Genomic DNA, 21,106 nt, shown 5'->3' with positions numbered 1-21,106 from the left:
ATTATGAAGACCCTTTTTTACAATATTCCAACTCGCTTAATAGTGTCCACTGTATTTTTGGCATGCAGCATTTCATTTGGACTCAAGGTCAATGCACAGAGTTTTCCTGCCTACGGCATTATTCATAACAGCACAATTACTGCCGAACAAACTATTGCCTTAGGTGTTAACCCTGCAGGCCATCTTAATACGCCCACTGGATCTGGAACGGTGGCAAATAATGCCAACACCTTAAATTCTAGTCCTCCAGGTTCGGTCGGCACTGCCTACAAGTGGGGTGGGGGTGGTAGCTACTCTGCCGGATGGTATGACGGAACATCCTCAGGAAGAAAGTGGGAGGGTTGGGGCGCTAGCGGCGTCATACCAGTGAGTAATAAAGTAATCTCTGGATATGCTTCGGTAGATGCAGGTGGTATTTCAAGCAACATTACTGTGAAAAGCTTTGTGGTGGATGCCACCAGTATTAAATCTACCGTATGGATTAGCGATCCAGCAGATTCCACTAAAACACCTCTGTTAGAGGTAACCCATGTTTATGGGCCTACTAGCGGCTCAACTAATCGGAATTTATTTCAGGCGCTTGTCACTATTACCAATATCTCTGGTGGAACGCTCACCGATGTTCGTTACCGTCGCATCATGGACTGGGATATATTAAATAACTTAACGACCAACTTTACTGATATGGTGGGGGTAGCAGCTTCATATGCAAGCACCTACACGCCAAAGGTGTTTGATGCTTGCGACAATGGTGGTTCTCACTACTCAATTACTCCAGATGCCTCTGTAGCCTGCAGAGCTGCGCCTCTACCTGTATTAGCTAATACGCATATGGACTATGCGGGAATTGGGGGAACGGTCAATAACCAGCAAACCAATTTGGGCGCCTCTTTTACTTTTCAGTTTGGGGATTTGCTTTGTAATGAATCCGCCATTTTTTATATCTACTATGGGGCCGGCGCTACAAAAGCGGAGATTACCACTGCGCTCACTACCGTGGGTGCTGGTGTGTATTCTCTAGGTTACGATCCCAATTACCCAACACTTTTTTATGGGTTTGGATTTAAAGGGGTCAGCGGTTCAGCGGTTGCACCCACTTTGCCAACCAAGACTGCCTCACTACCTGCAGGTAGCAGCACTCGTCAAGATGTTTGGCAAACCTATGCTCCTCCAGTATTGGGTGATGGAACTATCTATCAGGCTCTATTTAAATATCAGAAGGATAAGCAATGGATCGGAGAGATTAAGCGTTATGACATCGACACCACTGGCACCATTCTTGGGAATACGCCTGTAACTGCCCAATCAAAGTTACTAGTTCGGGCAGCAAACAGCAACTCCTACTCCGGTGGAGGCAGATCTATTTGGACGGTTGGCTATGACCCTTTATGCATGTCTAGTGGCTTGCCTTTAGATGGCTCCTATAACAATGTCACCTTAGCGAATAGCGCCAAGCTGGAAAGCCTGATGTTCAACTGCCCATCAACATCGAATGCCACCGCAACCCAAGACCTGATCAATTTCACTAGAGGCCTGAACTCTTCTTGGGAGGATAGCAGCGCTACTACAGCGGTACGTACCTCGGTGTTGGGTGATACCTATCACTCTGAGATGGTCATGGTGGGCATTCCCAATGCGCCCTGGAGTTCTGATGTTGCTACTTTTGGCAAGTCAGAGGCCTACTATCGTTACCAGAATAATTATCCAGCATTTATCAGTAGCAATTCCTCTCGTCGATCTCAACTGTATGTCGGGGCAAATGATGGAATGTTGCACGCCTTTGATGCTGATTTAAATGAGCGCTGGGCTTTTATTCCACCTTCGGTCATACCAATGCTCAGAAATGAGACTGGCAATAAGGGTCTCAACGCTGGGTCGGGCACTAGCAATAGTATTTTTAGCGTTGATGGCCCCATCACTGTTAAGGATGTCTATTTTTCTGGCCAGGGTGTCTGGAAAACCGTTTTGATGGGAGGTCTAGGTTGGGGTGGTAATGGATATTACGCCCTAGACATCACTAATCCTGATGCGCCAGCCCATCTCTTCACGATTAATAACGATACCTCCAACAAAGTCATTAATTATTGGGATGCAAGCGGTAAAAAGTCGACCTTTGCTTATAACTCGAGTTGCACCACCTTTGATTATTCAAAGCTAGGAGGCGCTTGGTCTAGGCCAGTGATTATGCTGTTGCCCTATATTGAGGGTAGCGCCAATCAACGTTGGGTTGCTGCTTTTGGAGGTGGATTTGCTGGTGGAGCCTCTTCAACAGGATCTACCGCAGCTAGCTCTTACGGCTCGTATGTCTATGTTTTAGAGCTTGAACCCGATAGCACTAAATCAAACAGCCTCCTGTGGAGCGACCGGCTCATCAGTAGTCACTTCTACGGGTGACGGGTGGGCATGTCTTAGTCGCTGCTCCAGTAGCTAGCGACAGCACTTCGAATATTCCCAACGGCGTTACAGCTGATCTCACCGTGATCACTGGAGATGGGACTTCCTTGGCTAATTATTACGGAGGTTTAGCTTACTTTACGGACTTACAGGGCAAACTTTGGAAATTGAATTTGAGCAAGCAAAGTTTGTCAGATAGTAATAGTGGACTATTTACTTTGTATGAGTCCTTTTTGGATCAGGCCAGCTTAGCCAACAACAGACTAGCCTATAACCAGCTTGGTTCAACAATTGTTTCGGGCACTAATGCTTTAGGTGCATCGGTAAACCGCTTATTCAACTATTTTGGTTCCGGTGATCAGATTAGGCTCCAACGTAGGGTCAATACTATTAATAACCGTATTTATGGGGTAATGGACTCCAACTTCCCTGCGACCCAGTTAACTCAGACAGGTCAGACTGTTAGTACTTTCACTAATGTCAACACCCAGCAATGCACGGTGAATAATTCCTGGTATGCCGATGTCTATGCTAAAACGGGGGTAAATCCTGCTGCGGATTGTCAAAAAGTCATAGGCAGGGCGGCAGTGTTTAACAAGTATGTCTATTTCACAGCATATAGACCCGAGGACCTGACTTGTCCCTTGTACGGCACGAGTCGCATTATTGAGCTTACTGATAATTGCTCCGCAGGGAGTGCTGGAACCGTTATCGGGCAAGGGCTAGCTACCGCCCCCATAGTTGATGGCAAAGGAAACATTTACGTCGGCATGAGTAATATTGCTCCTGGTACTGCACTTCCCAATGGCCGAGATAATTTAGCAAAAATTACGTCTAGCAACCCCAGTCCGACTGGGCAAGTTAAATACAAGTCTTGGTGGGAAAAAAAATATATTAAGTACTATGCCGTTTTTTTATATACTTTTGACCAATTTTGCAATTTTTTGGCTACTAAATGAATAACCCCCTTCAACCTCTGTTGCGGTACTGTATTGATCTACTGAGTAAGTACTCCGTTAAGCAAGAGGACGTTATTGGGGTTGATATCACACCAAATTTCATCCGCGTGGCTCAACTCTCGGAGAATAATGGTAAGTGGCTACTTGAAAAGATTGGCTCAAAGTATGTTGGTGATCATGCTGGCCTACCAGACATTCAACTGAATCAAGAGTTGTATGTAAATAAACTTAAAGAGCTCATTGTGGGCGCAAAATTGGAAGCGCCAAATGTCGCTATTTCTATTCCGATTACAAGCACCATTATTCGCACTGTCACTTTGCCTTTAATGAGCGATGAAGAAATTCAAAGTGCGATTGAATACGATAGTTTGTGGAGCAATATTATTCAGTTGGCTGAAAAGCTTGAAGAGTATTCGGTCTTTTGGCAAGTCATTCGACGAAATGCTGCTGAAAACACGATGGAGTTGTTATTTGTTGCTTCAAAGCTATCTGAGATTAATCATTACGTTCAAATAGCGACTAAAGCAGGTCTTAATCCAGTGGTGGTGGATGTGCGATGTTTTGCGATTCGCAATGCTTTAAAGACGCAGCAATTACGCTCGCAAAAAACTACTGCTTTGATTGAGTGTGGTCCGCATGAGAATTACGTTTTGATTATTACTGATGATGCGCCATTTATTTACGATGTCTATGTTTCTGAGACTGATAGGGCATTGATTGAAAATGGCGTCCCACCAGGCGAGGCGGGTGATCGCTTATATGACCGTTTATCAGGGCAAATTCGTCAAGCGTTTCGAGCTTATGAGACCAAGGTTGGTTCAAATTTGATCGAAAAAGTCCTCTTAGTCTCCCCAATTCCTGACACTTCAGAATTATTAATTCAATTGCGTAATTGTCTAGATGGTTATCGGGTGGAGTTATTTAATCCATTGCTAGATTTAACTATTCCTGCCAACCTGCAGGATAAGCTTGTTTCAGAGAAAAACAGTTCCGTGTTTAGCTCGGCGATTGGTTTGGCAACACGCAAGGTCGATATATTTGGCTATTACAAATATGTCACTGGAGTTAACAACGTTAACTTATTGCCCAACAAAGATACTGTTAAGCGCGCAGAAAAGAAGAAGATACTTTCCAAGATTGGTATTCGGTTGACTGGGGCAGTGTTGGTGCTCTTTATTATTTTTACGCTGCTCAATCAATTGTTTTCCTCTGGTACTACAGACCCACAATTTCAAAAGGCGGTGCGTCTAGAAGAGGATGTCAAACTCAAAGAGGCGATTCTGGCGAAGTTGACGGCTCAAAAGTCCCGATACAGCCAAATGCTACAGGCTAGTGGAGAGATGAAGTCTAATCAAGCATCTTCTTATGCTCTCTTGAACGCAGTCAATGGCGTGGTGCCTGGCGGTGTTTGGTTTACAGAGCTCACCTTTGAAAATCCTAGTACTTTGAATATCAAGGGCGATGCGGTGAATGATCAGGTGATTGTCAATTTAGTTGATCGTTTGCAAGGCCTACCGATGATTTCGCATGCAGCCTTAAGTACGATGGCATTGAGTGCCTCGCCACAAAATACGCAAGCGGGTACAGGACGTAATTCAGTGGGTGGTTATAAGCAATTTCAGATTAAATGTATCGTGAAATTGGACGTCCCGGCCGCAAATTCCCCCAAGTCACCCCAGCAACGACCATAAATATGAACCTGTCTGAACTTAAAAATCTCGATCTAGGGGCGCTACTCAAGGGGGTGCTGAATAAGAACTCCTCCCTCAAAGGGCCGCAAGCAAAAATGGTCCTTTGGGGCGGTTTTGCAGCCTTATTATTTGTTGCATACATCGTCTTTGTTTTTTTACCCTACCTAGCAGAGCGCGAACAGATGGCGCAAAAAATTGCTGCTATTCCTGAGATGGAAGCCAAAGTGAAATACCTAGATGTGGCAAATAAGCGTGCTCAGGAAGATTTGTTGCAAGCGGAAATGAATTATCTGGAGCTCAATCGTTTATTTAGTGTGGATTCAGAGTTGGAAGATTTATATCAACGCTTAAGTCAGATGGCTAGCTCTCAAGGGTTGGTGATTAGTGCCTTGTCGACAGATGGCGAAGAGGCTATTTATGCTGGAGGCAAAACTGCTCCTCCGGGTCAAGCCGCTGCAGCCCCTAGTGCGCCGGCTCCTGCACCAGGTGGTAGCCCTGCAAGCGCCCCTAATGCCGCTGCCAATCCACCTGCGAACGCGACCCCTCTGTTCTACAGAATCAAACTAAAAGTAGAGATGACTGGTAATTACAATCGTTACATGCGCTATCGCAAGCTATTGGCAGGATTTGAAAAAACCGTCAATATTGATAAGGAACAAATTATCTTGGTCAGCGGCAACACCCATGGTTTGGTACAAGTGAAGTCTCAATTGTCTACCTATCGATTACCTCAAAAATTACAATCGAAGGTTGCACCACAATCTTCATTACAGCGCACCATTCATCTAGCTTTAGAAGCGATGATTTCTAGTGCGCACGCGGCTACTGCAACGGATTCAAAAACAGGACTTTTAAAGAATGAGCATGTTGTGGTAGATCCACCTTCATCAGAGGGTGGGCGAGTTAATGATCGAGACCCATTTTCTAAATCATCTAGCGGAATGATCGAGGGTGGGCGTGACCCTCGCTATTCACCATTGTTGATGGCTGATCCGCAATCCTATGTGATTATGGGAGTAGTTGTTTCTAATTCGGTGAAAGCGGCCATGATCAGAACTGACTTTAGAGAAAGTTTCGTGGTTCGGGTGGGTGATCGCCTGGGTAACCAAGGCGGGGTCATTGCCGATATTGATATGGATGGAATTATTTTGCGTCAACCTAACGGTAAGATTCGTCTCTATTTGCAGTCTCAAGCTGGTCAATTTCCGGGCGTTGATAATTCCAAGGGGGGCGCACGATGAGATCGCTAAAAAGTGCATTAGCCTATACATCTTTGGTGGCGCTGGTCGGATTGACGGCTTGTATGTCTGATGGCACGATGCCTCCGCCATCGGATGCTCAGATCTGAGAAAAGATGGTTTTAGATCCTCAACAGATCATGAATGATCTTGCTCCTAAGACACAAAAGACTCTAGACATTGGCCCCAAAATTGATAAGAAACCGAATGCAGAGTTAGATGCACAGCGTCGTCATTTTATTAATGAGTCACAAAGAACGGAAGATGGCAGATGGAAATCTTTTAATGTCACTTTGAATTTTGTGGATGTTGATATTCGAGAGTTGGCTCAGGCTATGACTCAAGTCTCTGGCGTCAATATTCTGGTAGGCGATGAAGTTGAGGGAACGGTAACGGTCAAGATTACTAATGTGCCCTGGGATAAGGCTCTAGATAATATTCTTCGCATCAAAGGTTTATCGAAGAGTGTTGATAGTGAAGCGGGCATTATTCGGATTCAAAAACCAGAAACCGTTCTAGCGCGTGATGAGTTTGAACGTAAGCGCTTGGAAGAGGTTAGTAAACAATTGGCTGCTAAAAGGATCATCAGCACTCAATATACCGAGATATTCCGCTTGTATTACACCAAGCCCGCCCGTGTGAAAGCTCAACTTGAGGCCATATTTGGTGGCACGGGTGCTGGTGGCGCCGCTGCTACTCGTCCTTCTGGGGGCATTATTGAAATTACTACTGATGAGCGTATTAACTCAGTCATTATCAAGGGCACCAAAAGCGAAATGGAGTTGGCGGCCAAATTGATTTCTAAGTTGGATATTCGTACTCAAGAGGTTTTGATTGAAGCCTTCGTAGTTGAAGCATCGGATAATTGGCAAAAAGAATTGGGTGTTCGTTTGGGGGCTTACTCCAACATCAACTCAGGTCCAACCTCTATTGGTGGTGTTGGTGTTGCAGGACCCAATAATGCGGCCAGCAATTTAGCTCTTGGCACGCCTGCAGGTTCGGTCTTTAACCAGCCTGTCAATAGCTTGGCCAATCCATTTGGATTGGGATATCTCTATCAAACTAGCGCTAGTGCACTTAAGGTTGAATTAACTGCCCTAGAGCAACTAGACGTGATGAAAGTCATCTCCAATCCCCATGTCTTTACGATGGATAATGAAGAGGCAGTAGTCATTGATGGTGTGCAAATTCCGTACCCAGTGCCCGGAGTAGGTACCAATCAGATTACTTATGAGTTTAAGGATGCAGCCTTGAAATTAACGGTTACACCGAGCGTGGTAGGTGACGGCAATTTGTATTTGAACATGATTGTCAATAAAGATTCGCCTAATTACACGACGCAGCCACCCTCGATTAATAAGCGCGAAGTTAGAAGTAAGCTACTTTTAAAAGATGGTACGATCGCGGTGATTGGCGGTATCTACGACCAGACCCAAGAAAACAAAACGATTAAGGTTCCCTTGTTGGGAGACATTCCTTACTTGGGGTATCTATTTAGATACAACTATAAGCAAGACAATAAAACGCAGTTACTGGTTTTTATAGCGCCTAAGGTTCTTAACTAGCAATGATTGCAACGGTCGATGTATCGCAAGAAATGGCCCGGTTTACTTTAGACCGTGGCCTTGTCAACCCGCTGGACTTTAAGCAAGCTGAATTAGAGAGCCGTCAAAGCGGACGAAACTTGTAGGAAGTGTTGGTGAAATCTAGCTTGGTAGATGACCTTGGCGTAAAAGAAAACTTATCGAGTTACTTGGACTTGAATTTAACGCCTGAGCCTATTATTGAAAATATTACAGCTCACTTTGTTGATGTTATCCCCAGAAACTACGTTTTAGATAACCGAATTATTCCCTTTTCATTGAGTGACTCAGAGATTAAAGTTGCCATCTCTGAGCCCAGTGCACTGAGAGGCATTTCAAGTGCAAAATTGATCACAGGAAAAAAGATCGTTGCGACCGTGGTTTCCCCATTGGAGATGGAAGCTTTATTGCAAACCGTCAAAACAAAAATACCCACAAAAGATCCGGTAGACTTTCGTTTAAGTTCCCCGGTTACTGGGAGTCAAAACTCAACAGCTATTGAATTAGGAGAGGGCTTAAAAGCCAAAAAGAAACCCAGCTTATTGTTTAGTGGCAAAAATAAAGAGTCAGATAATTTGGCTTCAAAAGCCAAAGCTCTTAATAATGCTCCTGCACAAGATGACCAGGGCGGACAAATTATCTTATTTGTTAATGCCTTAATTTTTGATGCTGTAAATAAGGGTGCCAGTGATATTCATATTGAGTTATATAAGGATCGTGCAACCTTAAGAAATCGTATTGATGGTGTTTTGCAAGAGATGGTTTAATACAAAGATTTCTTATTTGCCAACTATTCTGCAATCACGACGCGCATAAAAATTATGGCCTCCTTGGATATTTCCGAGAGACGCTTGCCGCAAGACGGCGCAATCGTGACGTCTTTACCAAACAATCGTGATATTGATTTACGCGTTTCCGTACTGCCTACGGTGTTTGGAGAGCGTGTAGTAATGCGTATCTTGGATCGGGAAGGAGTTTCTTTTGACCTTGATAAATTAGGCTTTCCTGAAAAAGAGTTTAAGGATGTTACCTCTGCGATTGATGCATCTCAGGGAATGGTGTTGGTTACTGGCCCTACTGGCTCGGGTAAATCAACAACGCTTTATGGTGCTTTAAGAAGATTAAACAAGCCTGACATCAATATTCTGACTGCGGAAGATCCGGTCGAATTTACGGTAGAAGGTATTGGGCAAGTCCAAATTCGTGACGATATTGGCTTAACCTTTTCTCAAGCACTGCGCTCATTTTTGCGCCAAGACCCAGAGGTTATATTGGTGGGCGAGGTACGCGTTAAGGATACCGCCGACATCTCGATTAAAGCGTCTCTTACGGGCCATCTAGTTCTTTCGACTTTGCATGCGAATGATGCGATTAGTACCATTGTCCGTTTAGTAAATATGGGTATTCCAGGCTACTTGATTGGTGCAGCCCTTACTTTAGTGATTGCGCAGCGCTTGGCTAGAAAGATTTGCACGCATTGCAAACAAGAAGATCATGGTGATCATCTGGCTAGCTTATTAGATATTGGATTTACCTCTGAAGAGGCTGCAAACCTCAAGCTATATGTCGGCAAAGGCTGTGAAAAATGTAACCACACGGGTTACAAGGGGCGGCAGGGTATTTAGAGGTCTTAAAAATAAGCGAGCAGCTGCGGGCTGCCATTATTGATAATGCCCCCGCAACTGAGCTTCAGAGGATCGCCTCTCAAGAGGGATTCCGCAATATTCAAGAAATTGGACGAGAAATGATGAGGGATGGGCGCCTCACCTTGGATGAATATCGTCGCAATCTTGTTTTTCATTGATCGCCTCTAGATATGCCAGATTTCACATGGAAGGGCATTAAAAATACCCAATATTTAAATGGGACCATTAATGCATTGACTCGCGATGAAGCTGCTTTCAAGCTCAAAGAGGATGGGATCATCATCACTCATTTGGATAGAAAGTCAGCAGAGCAAGAAAAAAAGGAGGGCAAAAAGTCTCTCCAATTTAACTTTAAATTTAGCCTACCCAAAAAAGTTAAGCTCGACAAAATTATGATTGCCACCAAAAAGATGGCAACCATGTTGCGCTCTGGTTTGGCCATTTTGCCATCCTTAGAAATGGTACGCGATCAAGTCGACGATCCTTTGCTCAAGAAAACGATTGATGAGATTTATCAGGATGTGGAGGCAGGCTCAAGCCTATCGCAAGCTTTCGGAAAGCACCCAGATGTATTTGACTCAATTTACATTAACTTGGTTCGCGCAGGCGAATCAAGCGGTAGTCTTGACATCTTTTTAGATAAGTTGGTTTTAAGTATTCGTAAAACTATCAAAATTCGCAAAAGCATTCAGTCGGTCTCGCTTTATCCTTGTATTCTTTTAGCGGTCGCCACCATTGTTCTAGCGATCATGATGATTTTTGTAGTGCCAGTATTTGCCAAGATGTTTGGCAGCATGGGCTCTCAATTGCCGGCACCTACGCTAATGATTGTTAATCTGAGTAATTTTCTACGTGATCCACTGGGTGGTGGTTTATTAGCGGTAACTTTGATTGGTAGTTTTATTGCTTTCCGGATGGCCCTGAAACGCAGTTTGCCCTTACGAAGAAAATGGCATGCATTAATTTTGCGACTTCCCTTAATTGGGGATATGGCCTTGCATTCTAACGTGGCTCAAGTGGCAATGGTTTATGGCAATTTAACTAATGCAGGGGTGCCAGTGATTGAGGCTTTGGATATTACCGCTGAATCTAGTAAAAATGAAATTATTAAAGACGGTATTCAGTCGGCTAAGAGGGGCGTATTTTCGGGTGAGCCCCTCTCTGAGCTCCTGGCAAAGATAAAAGTCTTCCCGACTGCATTTTCGCAATTGGTTTCTGTGGGAGAGCAAACCGGTAATATGAGCGAGATGCTAGACACCATTAGCTCATATTATGAGGAAGAGTTTGACACTTCAGTTGATAAAATGTCGCAAATGATGGAGCCCGTCATGATTTGCTTCTTAGGCGGTGTGATTGGTTTTATTCTGGTTGCTATGTATCTGCCTATCTTCAAGATGGGACAAGTGGTTACAGGCTAACGCTATGTTCAGTGCGCCGCTTTTTCAGAAAATGAGACGTATTGGGCTTTTGCTGCTCATGTTCATGGGGCATGGTGTGGTCTTTGCAGCCAACCAAAAATATGAAGATATTTCTCTAGCAAATCGCTACGAATTAAGGCAGTCTCTTGCCTCTGAAGTAGGTTCGATTAGCTCCTTTAGATCAGCCAAGGAGGCTGTTGATTGGATTGGTTATCAATCAAGGAACTTGGCCAGCAAGATACCCAATGAGACTACACGGCGTCAGTGGCTTCGAATGGTTCATTATGAAGCTACTCGTTATAGCCTAGACCCCGATTTAGTACTGGCATTGATTGAAGTGGAGAGTGGCTTTAATCGATTCGCTATTTCCAAAGTAGGTGCCAGTGGATTAATGCAGGTCATGCCTTTCTGGAAGGATCTCATCGGAGATACAAGAGACTCTTTGTTTGATGTGAGGACGAATCTGCGATATGGATGCATCATCCTAAAACATTACTTAGCTATGGAAAATCAAAATCTCTCACGCGGACTGGCTAGGTATAACGGCAGCCTAGGTGAAGAGACCTATCCCAGTATGGTTACTGCAATCTGGCGGACAAAATATCGCTTTTCTGAGGAGCGCAATTGAAGACCTTTTCATCTAAATCGAAAGCCGTCATTTGGATTTTATTTGCACTAAATATTGCTTTAGCGTTTTGGGTCAATGAGGTCTTGGGCACTCCATGGGGGTGGATTCCAACGCATTTATCTTTACAAAAAATTCCCACTCTATTTGATCTGTTGGCAGCGAGCCAGTTTCTGCTATTTGGCTTTTCTCTAGATCAATTATTTCGTTATTCAGTGAAACGATTTAATAGCCACAAGAAGCAAGGACAAATTCTAGTAATCGTGGTTGAGGCTGGATCGATCGTAATCTATGCCTTAGTAGCGCTACTTGGATTTATTTTATTGTTTGATCAGTCTATCAGTACGCTGGTCGCAGCATCTGGTGCTTTGGGATTAGCAGTTGGCTATGCATTTCGCGACATGATTGCCGATGTAGTCGCCAGCATAACCCTGCAGACGGATCACTTAATTGGAATAGGCGATCTCATCGAATACCCAGAAGCAGGGGCGATCTTGTTGGCGAGAGTTACAGAGATGGATCGTCGTTACGTCACACTAGAAAATTTAGATGGAATCAGTTATCGGATTACGAACCATAAATTTTTGGGAATGAGTTTCGTCAATCTGAGTCAGCAAACAAGAGCGCCAATTCGAGAGGTAAGCATACCAGTTGATGCCCAATATAACTCTGATCGTGTTTTGTCCGTGCTTTCTTCGGCAATGGAGTACGTTGGCAAATCGCATCCTCATTTTCAGGGATGGTATCGTTGTTATGTTTCGCAGGTAATGATTGGAAGTGTTACCTACAAGATTCGTTATGAGTGCAGCGCTGAGAGTCATTTGGATGAACCAAAGCATTACATCTTAAAAAATGCTCTCCGTTTCTTAAAGAGTTCAGGTATTACGTTTGACTCTTCTATGGTGGTTCAAAATGTCGAATCCTTGCATACCAGCCATTTTTCACCTCTGCTTAATGTATATCCATTTGGTATTTTGCGAGTACTTGATGAGCAAGAGGTCTTGGAGTTATCTAAAAAAGCCCAATCCTTGCATTACAACCCAGGACAACAAGTGATTCAGCAAGGCGATACTGCTAATAGTATGTACATCATTGCCGAAGGTAGTTTGGAGGTGACTGCGCTCAACGAGCAGGGAGAGAGAGGATCACTCTTGCCCATCTTTGGCCTGGTGATTGCGTCGGTGAGATGTCCTTGCTTACTGGTGAACCGAGGTCGGCTAATGTTTGTGCCAGCCTCAATACACACCTCATTGAAATTACCAAAGATGAATTAGCGCCTATCTTGGCTAAAAATCCATTATTAGTGGAACGCATTTCAATACTGCTAGCTGAAAGAGTTGCTCACAAGCAAAAAACTCTGAGTGAGTCTGCGCAAGTCGCTATCGCTGAAGAAGTTAAAACGTCTCTTGTGTCCAAAATTATGAACTTCTTTAGCAAGCTTTAAAAAGGTAGCTCTGCTCCTGGTTTAGCCGCCAACAGCGCATCCTTAAATTCCTGTTGTATGCGTCCAATGGCGTCATGGTTATCAGCTTCAAAACGCATCACTACCACGGGCGTAGTATTGGATGGTCTTGCAAGTCCAAATCCGTCGGCATATTCCACGCGAACACCATCGATGGTGTTGATACTTTGGGCGGTTGGGAATTTAGCATTGGCTTTAATAGACTCAAGCAACTCAAAAGGCTCCCCTTCGGCGCAGGCTAGTTGTAATTCAGGGGTGCATATGGCATTGGGCAGGCCTTTGAGGGTCGCATTGGGATCCTTTTCTTGAGAAAGAATTTCTAAGAGTCGGGCTCCTGTATAGAGCCCATCATCAAATCCAAACCAGCGATCTTTAAAGAAAATATGACCACTCATTTCTCCGGCAAGCGGTGCGCCAGTTTCTTTGAGTTTTGCCTTTACTAATGAATGACCTGTTTTCCACATCAGTGGCTTGCCACCATGTTCTTTAATCCAGCTGGCGAGATTGCGGGTGCATTTCACATCATAAATAATTTGACCGCCAGGGTTGCGCGAGAGAACATCCTTGGCAAAAAGCATCATTTGTCTGTCTGGGAAAATGACTTGACCATCTTTTGTGACGACTCCAAGGCGATCTGCATCGCCATCAAATGCTAAACCTAGTTCATTATCAGTTGTCTGTAGGTTTTTAATCAGATCCTGCAAATTCTCTAGGTGTGCCGGATCAGGGTGGTGATTGGGAAAATGTCCATCAACTTCACAAAACAGTTCTTGAACCTCACAGCCCAAGGCTCGAAATAACTGACCAGCGAAAGCGCCACCAACACCATTTCCACAATCAACCACAATCTTCAAGGGTCGAGCAACTTTTACATCGCTCACGATGCGTTCTAAGTACATGGGGAAGATATCAAAGGTACTGCGTGTTCCATGACCTGTTGCAAATTGTTTGGCTTCGATGCGTTTGCGTAAGGCCTGAATTTGATCGCCATAAATTGCCGCGCCACCTAAAACCATCTTGAAGCCATTGTAGTTTGGCGGATTGTGGCTGCCGGTAATCATGATGCCAGATTTTGGTTGCTTGCCATTGATTACTTGATTGGCGCCAAAATACACCATTGGCGTGGCGACCATACCTAAATCAATTACATTGACGCCGGTCGAAAGCAAACCTTCAGTCAAGACCTCGATTAAGGAGGGGCCTGATAAGCGTCCATCCCGACCGATGACAATTTCTGTTTCACCAAGCTCGCGCATCTCAGTGCCAAATGCTTGACCGATTAATTTAGCAATCGATGGATCGAGAGTTTGATCAATAATGCCGCGAATGTCATACGCTTTGAAGATCGATGGTGAGAGTTGCATATAAGCCTTTGCAAAAAGGATGCGCGTAGCGCAAGGAAGGAATTAGGAATTTGAATTCAAGAAATTAATGCGGTTAGCAGTGATGGCATCAATATCATCATCGGTCCGGATCTGATCGGAGCCACTTACCAAAGCTTTCTCAATGGGTTTGGCAAGTACTTTGCCGTATTCCACGCCGGGCTGATCAAAGCTATTGATATTCCACAGGGCGCCTAAACTTGCTGCGCGGTTCTCATACAAGGCTAGTAAAGCGCCCAGATAGAAGGCGTTCAATTCGGGTAATAGCAGTAGGCTGCTTGGACGGTTGCCCGGGTAAACGTGGTTCGGATTATCAGCTGATTTGCCATGGGCTAAAGCCTGAGCCTGCGCTAAACAATTGGATAGCAAGATGCGATGATGGGCTGCAGCCTCTGGGCGATTGCTCATCGGTTTGCGAATCGCTATGAAATCGATTGGAATAATCTCAGTACCCTGATGAAGTAGTTGGAAGTAAGAATGTTGGGCATTGCTACCCGCACTACCAAAGACTACTGGTGATGAAAATTTCACTGGCTTGCCATTTCGGTCAACACTTTTGCCATTGCTTTCCATATCTAGCTGTTGGAGCCACTTTGGAAACCAATCCAGAGCATCAGCATAAGGAACGGCGGCGTAAGCCTTGATTCCACGTTTATCTTGCTGATACAGCAACGCCAAGGCCATAATGACTGGCAAATTGTCTTCTAGTGGGGCATTCTTGAAATGCAAGTCCATGGCATGAGCGCCAGCTAAAAACTCTTGAAAAGTTTTGAAACCGTACTGTAAGGCAATTGGCAGTCCAACCGCAGACCAAACTGAGTAACGACCACCAACCCAGTCCCAAAAGGGAAAGATGTGGTCTTCCTCGATACCGAAGTCTTTAGCAGCCGGCACATTAGCAGTTACTGCAAATAGCGCTTTATTCATTTGACTATTGGTAAGACCACTTGCTTTTAACCAGGCCACAACTGCTTTGGCATTCATTGTGGTTTCAAGTGTGGTGAAAGATTTGGAGACGATGATGACGCGGGTGCTGTGGGGGAGCGCACGATCGAGAATTCGAGCCAATTCAGCGGAATCAATATTGGCCAAAAAATGCATGCGCATACCACGACATTCAATCTCAGGAACGTACGCAAGAGCCTCAACGGCTAGGCGTGGACCAAAATCAGAGCCACCAATGCCAATGTGAATGACATCGGTGACGCCAACCCATTTATTGCACAGAGCCTCAATACGGTGCCATACATTGGAAACTGCCGGCATCACATCTTGGCCATTGAGCATGACAGGTGATCTTGACAAATTGCGTAGCGCTGAATGCAGGGCGGGTCGATCTTCACTGAGATTGATATGTTTTCCAGCAAGCATATCAGCAATAAACTCTGGTAGGTGCGATTTGCGCGCCTGAGTAAATAATTTAGCCCAGGCCTTTTGGTCAATGCCTTGATAGGCTGTGTCGAGCACAACATTCACAGCGTCATGTGCGCCGTTTGGCAGTTTGCCTTGAGCGTTTGTGGTGTTCAAATCGGGCTTTAAAGACATTTCTAGATTTTAGCAAGAAGCGTCCTAAAAACCTTGAAAATACCGAAAATGCTGGTATTTAGGTATATTGGTGAATAGATTCTCATGATGAAAAGTTGTCAAGCTGGAGACAAATAGATGGAGAGGGTGGATTGTGTTGTCATTGGTGCCGGGGTAGTTGGTTTGGCAGTCGCACGCGAAATGGCCCTTCAAGGACGAGAAACCATCTTGCTTGAGCGCGAAAGCTCCTTTGGCACCATCAGTAGCGCACGCAATAGTGAAGTAATTCATGCTGGAATCTACTATCCTAAAAATTCCTTAAAGGCTAAGCTTTGCGTAGAGGGCAATCGACTGCTCTATGAGTACTGTCGCAGTCATCAAGTTGCTACGCAAGCTTATGGCAAGTTGATTGTGGCTACTGATGATCAGCAAATTAGCGACTTAGAGTCGATTTTATATAGAGCAAGCAATAATGGTGTCCCGAAAATGAAATTGCTTTCAGGGGATGAGGCAAAAGCCATGGAGCCTAACCTACAATGTGCGGCTGCTATTTTGTCATCAAGCACCGGCATTGTGGATAGCCACGCTTATATGCTCTCCTTGCTTGGTGGCTTTGAGGATGCGGGTGGAATGATTGCTTATCAATCTCCGCTTATTAGTGCAAAACCCATCGGACAAGATGCGCGTGACGGTTATGAGTTACTAATCGGCGGTCTTGATGGCATGCAATTACAAACCAAGTTACTCATTAATTGCGCTGGCTTGAGTGCGCCTGCCGTGGCACAAAAAATTGAGGGACTTCCAAAAGAGCTAATTCCGAAGGCGTATTTTGCAAAAGGAAATTATTTTTCTTTATCAGGAAAGTCACCATTTTCCCATTTGATCTACCCCATACCAGACAGAGCCTGGTGGACTAGGTGTGCACCTTACTTTAGATATGGGTGGTCAGGCAAAATTTGGACCAGATGTGCAGTGGCTTGATATAGATGGTGAAGAGCAAATTGATTACACGGTCGATCCCGGGCGTAGTCAGGGCTTTTATGAGGCGGTGAGAAGGTATTGGCCTGGCTTGAAAGACGGTGCTCTACAACCTGATTATTCCGGGGTAAGAGCCAAAATTGTTCCCCCTGATGCCCCTGCGGGAGACTTCTCCTTTGATGACCCCAATAGTCACGGTCTCGAAGGGCTCTTCAATTTATATGGCTTTGAATCCCCTGGGCTGACTTCTAGCTTGGCCATTGCCAGCTATTTAGAAGGACAAATCAAAAGTTCTTTATAATTCATGGCTTGAATCTAAATACGGTTCAAATGGCTTCAAATATAAGGAAGAGTGGCAGAGCGGTTGAATGCACTAGTCTTGAAAACTGGCGAGGATGAAAGTCCTTCGTGAGTTCGAATCTCACCTCTTCCGCCAAATACAAAATCCCAGTGTGTATGTTGGGATTGTTTATATCTCTGATGTACTGCTCTAGAGCATAAGGTTAAGGGAGAAGCTCTCGTGAGCCCCTTTTTAATGGATCATTTTCTGGATTTTGATTAATTCAAATCGACCTGAAGCTTAGCGTCTTTCACTAACTTAGCCCATTGGCTACGGTCTCTCACAATGAATTTGCTAAAGGCAGCAGGAGAACCGCCCCCATCTTCTGCGCCAACTTCGGCTAGCTTTGCCATAATCTCTGGTTTGCGCAAAATGGTGTTCACATCAGCATTAATTTTTGCCACGATTTTTTGATCTAAATTGGCAGGGCCCATTAGGCCGTACCAGGCGGTAGCTTCAAAGCCAATAAATCCTAACTGTTCCATTGTTGGAAGATTGGGATAAGCTGGTGAGCGCTTAGTTCGTGTCTGTGCGAGAGGAATAACTTTGCCGCTTTGAATATGGAGTGTTGCCGCGCTCATTGTCTCAAAGGCATACGTGATGTGGCCAGCGATCAAATCAACCAAAACAGGGCCACTGCCTTTGTAAGGAATATGCAAGGCTTGTGTTTCCGCCATATGCATCATCAGCTCGTATGCGAGGTGCTGGGTGCTGGGTGCTGCCATTACCTGCAGAGCCAAAGCTGACCTTACCAGGATTTTGTCTCAGGTAGGTCACTAAGTCTTTCACATTTTTCGCGGGCGTATCAACGTTAGCAATCAGAATATTTGGCGTAATCCCTAAAAGCACGATGGGCGTGAAATCGGTGCTGGCGTTATAGGACATTTTTTGTCCTAAGGCAGGGATGATGGAAAGGGCGTTCACGTGTGCTAGCCCTAAGGTATATCCATCTGGAGTTGATTTTGCTACCAAATCTGCAGCAATCGTACCGGCAGCGCCGCCGCGGTTATCAATCACTACTTGTTGACCCCACATTTGAGAAAGATTGATGGCAATGATGCGCGCAATAGCATCAGAGCCACCGCCAGGAGGAAAGCCAACAATGAGTTTGATCGGTTTATCTGGCCAATTTTTTACTTGTGCGAATGCCGTCTCTGATAAGGCTAGGCAAATGATGACGCAAGCGATGCCGACGAACAGTTTTGAAAATACTCTACGACGCAGATCTTGATGAATCATTTATGTCTCCATGGTGAAACGACATTCTTTGTCGTTTTTATTTATAGGATGACTTTAGCTCAGAAAGAGCTCTTGTAAGTTATTCAGATAGCGTAAACCCTGATCACTCGCTTTGAGTTTGCTGGGGTTTTCATCTAACAAGCCTTTTTTTGTAGCTTGTCCTAGGGCCTTGCTAATAGTGTGCAAGGGTAGGCCAGTGCGCTCGCTAAAAGTGTTGGTATCAACACCGGCAGATAAACGCAATACGTTGAGCATAAATTCAAATGGCAGATCTTTAGCGGCAATCTCTTGAGTCTCAATCAGTGCATTGCCTTTTTGCTCCATTGCCTGCATGTAAGTGTCAGGATGGCGCTCACGTACTTGGCGAGTAATCTTATTGGGAAATGAAATCTTCCCATGAGCTCCCGCGCCAATACCAATGTAGTCGCCAAAACGCCAGTAGTTCAGGTTGTGTTTGCACTCCTGATCTTTCTTAGCATACGCAGACACTTCATAGCGTTGATAGCCTGCTTGGGTTAGTAACTCTAGATTCTGTTCAAAGATGGCATCAATCTCATCTTCGCTAGGAAGCTTGGGTGGAAAACTGGCGAAGTAGGTATTGGGTTCTAAAGTCAGATTGTAGAGAGATAGATGCGGGGTCTGAAACATTAAAGCAGTTTGGACATCAGACTTAGCCGCTTCAAGACTTTGATGGGGTAAGCCATACATTAAATCTAAATTTACAGATTTGAAGTGTTCCAACGCAATGTGGATGGCGCGTTTTGCTTCATCTCCATTATGAATACGCCCCAGGGCTTTAAGCTGCTCATCCTGAAAACTTTGCACACCTATGGAGACACGATTAATGCCGCATTTAGCAAAAGCGGAAAATTTGCCTGCCTCAATGGATCCTGGGTTTGCTTCCATGGTGATTTCAGCATCTGGTTCTAAATTTACGCGAGCGCGAACTGAAGATAGGAGCTCATCCATTCCCTTGGGTGAGAGCAGGCTGGGTGTGCCACCACCAATAAAAATACTGTGAACTTGTCTGCCCCAAATATGGGGAAGCTCTGTTTCTAAATCGGCAATCAATGCCTTGATATAGCGTTGTTCATCAAAGCCGGATTTGCCACTAACTCTGTCTTTTATTTGATGGGAATTAAAGTCGCAATAGGGGCACTTCCTCTCACACCAGGGAAAGTGAATATAGAGTGCGAGCGGTGGCAGCGCGCTTAAGGAAATGGTATTGGACCCCAGATTAAGCACGGTTGCTGCGCGATTGAAGTTGAGAGATGAGTTCACGCAAAGCTTGGCCACGGTGGCTGATTAAATTCTTTTGTGCGGGTTCAAGCTGGGCAGCCGTCACCCCCAGATCAGGCAAAAAGAAATGGGCGTCGTAGCCAAACCCATTAGATCCTTTTGCTTGGGCGACGATCTGTCCGTACCAACGCGTTTGCACGATCAGGGGCTCTGGGTCATTTACGCTATTGACAAACACGAGCGCGCAAACATAGTGCGCACCATGATCGGCAGCCTGGCTTAAATCCAAAATCAATTTTTTATTATTAGCCACATCATTAGCTGGCTCGCCCGCATAACGAGCAGAGAGAACCCCTGGTTTTCCGTTGAGGGCGTGTGCGCAAATACCGGAATCGTCTGCTAGGGCTGGAAGCCCGCTAGCAGCGCTGGCATGGCGCGCTTTAGCAAGGGCATTTTCAATAAAGGTGTGATGCGGTTCTGCGGCTGAGGGTATACCAAGCTCGCCCTGAGGAATGACTTGAAAATTTAAAGGAGCCAATAGCGCCTGAAACTCTTTTAGCTTTCCGGCGTTATTCGAAGCAAGTACTAGTTTTTGCATGGATAAATCTATTGGTACCTTACTTGAACGCGTCAATTTGTAATTGAGTGAGTTCATGAATACCTTGCTCAGCCAAATTGAGCAGGGCATTGAGTTCTTCTCTAGAGAACGCAGCACCCTCGGCAGTGCCTTGCACCTCGATCATGCCGCCCTTGCCAGTCATCACTACATTCATATCGGTATCGCACGATGAATCTTCAGGGTAATCTAGATCCAAAACCGGTACGCCTTGATAGATGCCAACAGAAATCGCGGCAACACTATCGATGATGGGGTCTTGGGTGAGTACGCCGGTTTTGAGTAATTGATTTACGGCATCTCTTGCGGCAACATAGGCGCCAGTAATGGAGGCGGTGCGTGTGCCACCGTCGGCTTGCAAGACGTCACAATCTAGATGAATCGTACGCTCTCCCAAAGTTTCTAGGTTAAATACCGTGCGCATCGCACGCCCAATCAAACGCTGAATTTCCTGTGTGCGACCAGATTGTTTGCCGCGTGCTGCTTCTCGATCGCTGCGGGTATGAGTAGAGCGGGGGAGCATTCCGTACTCTGCGGTAACCCAGCCTTCTCCTGAGCCTCTTTTATGGGGCGGAACTTTGTCCAAGACGCTTGCCGTACACAGCACCTTGGTGTCGCCAAAGGCAATCAAGACAGATCCCTCGGCATGCTTTGTAAAGCTTCTAGAGATCGTTACCGGGCGTAGATCGGCTGGCTTACGACCGCTAGGGCGGGTAATGGAGGCTGGAGTGGTGTTGCTCATGGTGATGGGTCCTAAAGGTTGGCTCGAATT

Annotated in this window: 16 protein-coding genes, 1 tRNA gene and 3 pseudogenes; 12 read left to right on the top strand and 8 right to left on the bottom strand. The window is 45.2% G+C overall.

Going from position 1 to position 21,106, the window contains the following annotated elements:
- Positions 1–3 precede the first annotated feature (3 nt).
- From DXE33_RS03930 to DXE33_RS10765, 7 genes and pseudogenes are all read left to right on the top strand, one after another.
- A complete protein-coding gene (locus DXE33_RS03930) occupies positions 4–2,394 on the top strand; it encodes a PilC/PilY family type IV pilus protein (RefSeq protein ID WP_114638703.1) in 2,391 nt (796 codons plus the stop codon).
- On the top strand, positions 2,391–3,353 hold the full coding sequence (locus DXE33_RS03925; protein WP_114638702.1) for a pilus assembly protein: 963 nt from the start codon (positions 2,391–2,393) through the stop codon (positions 3,351–3,353). The genes DXE33_RS03930 and DXE33_RS03925 overlap by 4 nt, the downstream gene beginning before the upstream one ends.
- Positions 3,350–5,044, top strand: a complete 1,695-nt coding sequence (gene pilM / locus DXE33_RS03920) for a pilus assembly protein PilM (RefSeq protein WP_114638701.1) — start codon at positions 3,350–3,352, stop codon at positions 5,042–5,044. Before DXE33_RS03925 ends, pilM begins: the two co-directional genes overlap by 4 nt.
- Positions 5,045–5,046: 2 nt before the next feature.
- Positions 5,047–6,285, top strand: a complete 1,239-nt coding sequence (locus DXE33_RS03915) for a hypothetical protein (RefSeq protein ID WP_114638700.1) — start codon at positions 5,047–5,049, stop codon at positions 6,283–6,285.
- Between the two features lie 113 nt (positions 6,286–6,398).
- Entirely contained in the window at positions 6,399–7,847 is a 1,449-nt protein-coding gene (pilQ, locus tag DXE33_RS03910) for a type IV pilus secretin PilQ (RefSeq protein ID WP_114638699.1), read from the top strand.
- Between the two features lie 2 nt (positions 7,848–7,849).
- Entirely contained in the window at positions 7,850–7,972 is a 123-nt protein-coding gene (locus DXE33_RS10380; RefSeq protein ID WP_269460018.1) for a hypothetical protein, read from the top strand.
- A 3-nt stretch (positions 7,973–7,975) separates the two neighbouring features.
- Positions 7,976–9,490 (top strand): annotated as a pseudogene (locus tag DXE33_RS10765) (GspE/PulE family protein).
- Between the two features lie 5 nt (positions 9,491–9,495).
- Here DXE33_RS10765 and DXE33_RS09595 read toward each other — a convergent pair.
- Positions 9,496–9,666: a hypothetical protein gene (locus DXE33_RS09595; RefSeq protein WP_162785399.1), complete on the bottom strand. Its 171-nt coding sequence runs from the start codon at positions 9,664–9,666 to the stop codon at positions 9,496–9,498.
- A gap of 15 nt (positions 9,667–9,681) precedes the next feature.
- Here DXE33_RS09595 and DXE33_RS03895 point away from each other — a divergent pair, with 15 nt between their 5' ends.
- The 3 genes and pseudogenes from DXE33_RS03895 (at position 9,682) to DXE33_RS03885 (ending at position 12,998) form a co-directional block, all read left to right on the top strand.
- Positions 9,682–10,929, top strand: coding sequence for a type II secretion system F family protein (locus DXE33_RS03895; RefSeq protein WP_114638696.1), 1,248 nt, complete (start codon positions 9,682–9,684; stop codon positions 10,927–10,929).
- A gap of 4 nt (positions 10,930–10,933) precedes the next feature.
- Complete coding sequence (locus DXE33_RS03890) at positions 10,934–11,557, top strand: lytic transglycosylase domain-containing protein (RefSeq protein ID WP_197711989.1); 624 nt, start codon at positions 10,934–10,936, stop codon at positions 11,555–11,557.
- Positions 11,558–11,955: 398 nt separating this feature from the next.
- A pseudogene (locus DXE33_RS03885) lies at positions 11,956–12,998 on the top strand (cyclic nucleotide-binding domain-containing protein).
- Here DXE33_RS03885 and DXE33_RS03875 read toward each other — a convergent pair.
- Together DXE33_RS03875 and pgi are read right to left on the bottom strand one after the other, a co-directional pair.
- The gene (locus DXE33_RS03875; RefSeq protein ID WP_114638693.1) at positions 12,995–14,380 is read right to left on the bottom strand and encodes a phosphomannomutase/phosphoglucomutase; all 1,386 of its coding nucleotides are present in this window, start codon (positions 14,378–14,380) and stop codon (positions 12,995–12,997) included. The pseudogene DXE33_RS03885 and the gene DXE33_RS03875 overlap by 4 nt on opposite strands.
- Before the next feature lie 42 nt (positions 14,381–14,422).
- Complete coding sequence (pgi, locus tag DXE33_RS03870; protein WP_114638692.1) at positions 14,423–15,943, bottom strand: glucose-6-phosphate isomerase; 1,521 nt, start codon at positions 15,941–15,943, stop codon at positions 14,423–14,425.
- A 117-nt stretch (positions 15,944–16,060) separates the two neighbouring features.
- Between pgi and DXE33_RS03865 the strand changes: the two are divergent.
- Both DXE33_RS03865 and DXE33_RS03860 read left to right on the top strand, forming a co-directional pair.
- Positions 16,061–17,201 (top strand): annotated as a pseudogene (locus DXE33_RS03865) (NAD(P)/FAD-dependent oxidoreductase).
- Between the two features lie 45 nt (positions 17,202–17,246).
- Positions 17,247–17,336, top strand: a tRNA-Ser gene (locus DXE33_RS03860).
- Between the two features lie 122 nt (positions 17,337–17,458).
- Here DXE33_RS03860 and DXE33_RS10375 read toward each other — a convergent pair.
- From DXE33_RS10375 to rph, 5 genes are read right to left on the bottom strand one after another with little or no spacing between them, the layout of a single operon-like run.
- Complete coding sequence (locus DXE33_RS10375) at positions 17,459–17,917, bottom strand: Bug family tripartite tricarboxylate transporter substrate binding protein (RefSeq protein WP_269460016.1); 459 nt, start codon at positions 17,915–17,917, stop codon at positions 17,459–17,461.
- Positions 17,859–18,479 (bottom strand): Bug family tripartite tricarboxylate transporter substrate binding protein, encoded by a 621-nt coding sequence (locus DXE33_RS10370; RefSeq protein ID WP_269460015.1) that lies wholly within the window; start codon positions 18,477–18,479, stop codon positions 17,859–17,861. Before DXE33_RS10370 ends, DXE33_RS10375 begins: the two co-directional genes overlap by 59 nt.
- 54 nt (positions 18,480–18,533) lie before the next feature.
- The gene (hemW, locus tag DXE33_RS03850; protein ID WP_231970364.1) at positions 18,534–19,760 is read right to left on the bottom strand and encodes a radical SAM family heme chaperone HemW; all 1,227 of its coding nucleotides are present in this window, start codon (positions 19,758–19,760) and stop codon (positions 18,534–18,536) included.
- A complete protein-coding gene (gene rdgB, locus DXE33_RS03845) occupies positions 19,717–20,316 on the bottom strand; it encodes an RdgB/HAM1 family non-canonical purine NTP pyrophosphatase (RefSeq protein ID WP_114638690.1) in 600 nt (199 codons plus the stop codon). The genes hemW and rdgB overlap by 44 nt, the downstream gene beginning before the upstream one ends.
- A gap of 19 nt (positions 20,317–20,335) precedes the next feature.
- Positions 20,336–21,076: a ribonuclease PH gene (gene rph, locus DXE33_RS03840; protein ID WP_114638689.1), complete on the bottom strand. Its 741-nt coding sequence runs from the start codon at positions 21,074–21,076 to the stop codon at positions 20,336–20,338.
- Positions 21,077–21,106 lie beyond the last annotated feature (30 nt).

Source organism: Polynucleobacter necessarius, assembly GCF_900096765.1.
GTDB lineage: Bacteria > Pseudomonadota > Gammaproteobacteria > Burkholderiales > Burkholderiaceae > Polynucleobacter > Polynucleobacter necessarius_F.
This window is presented reverse-complemented; position numbering and strand designations above follow the sequence as displayed.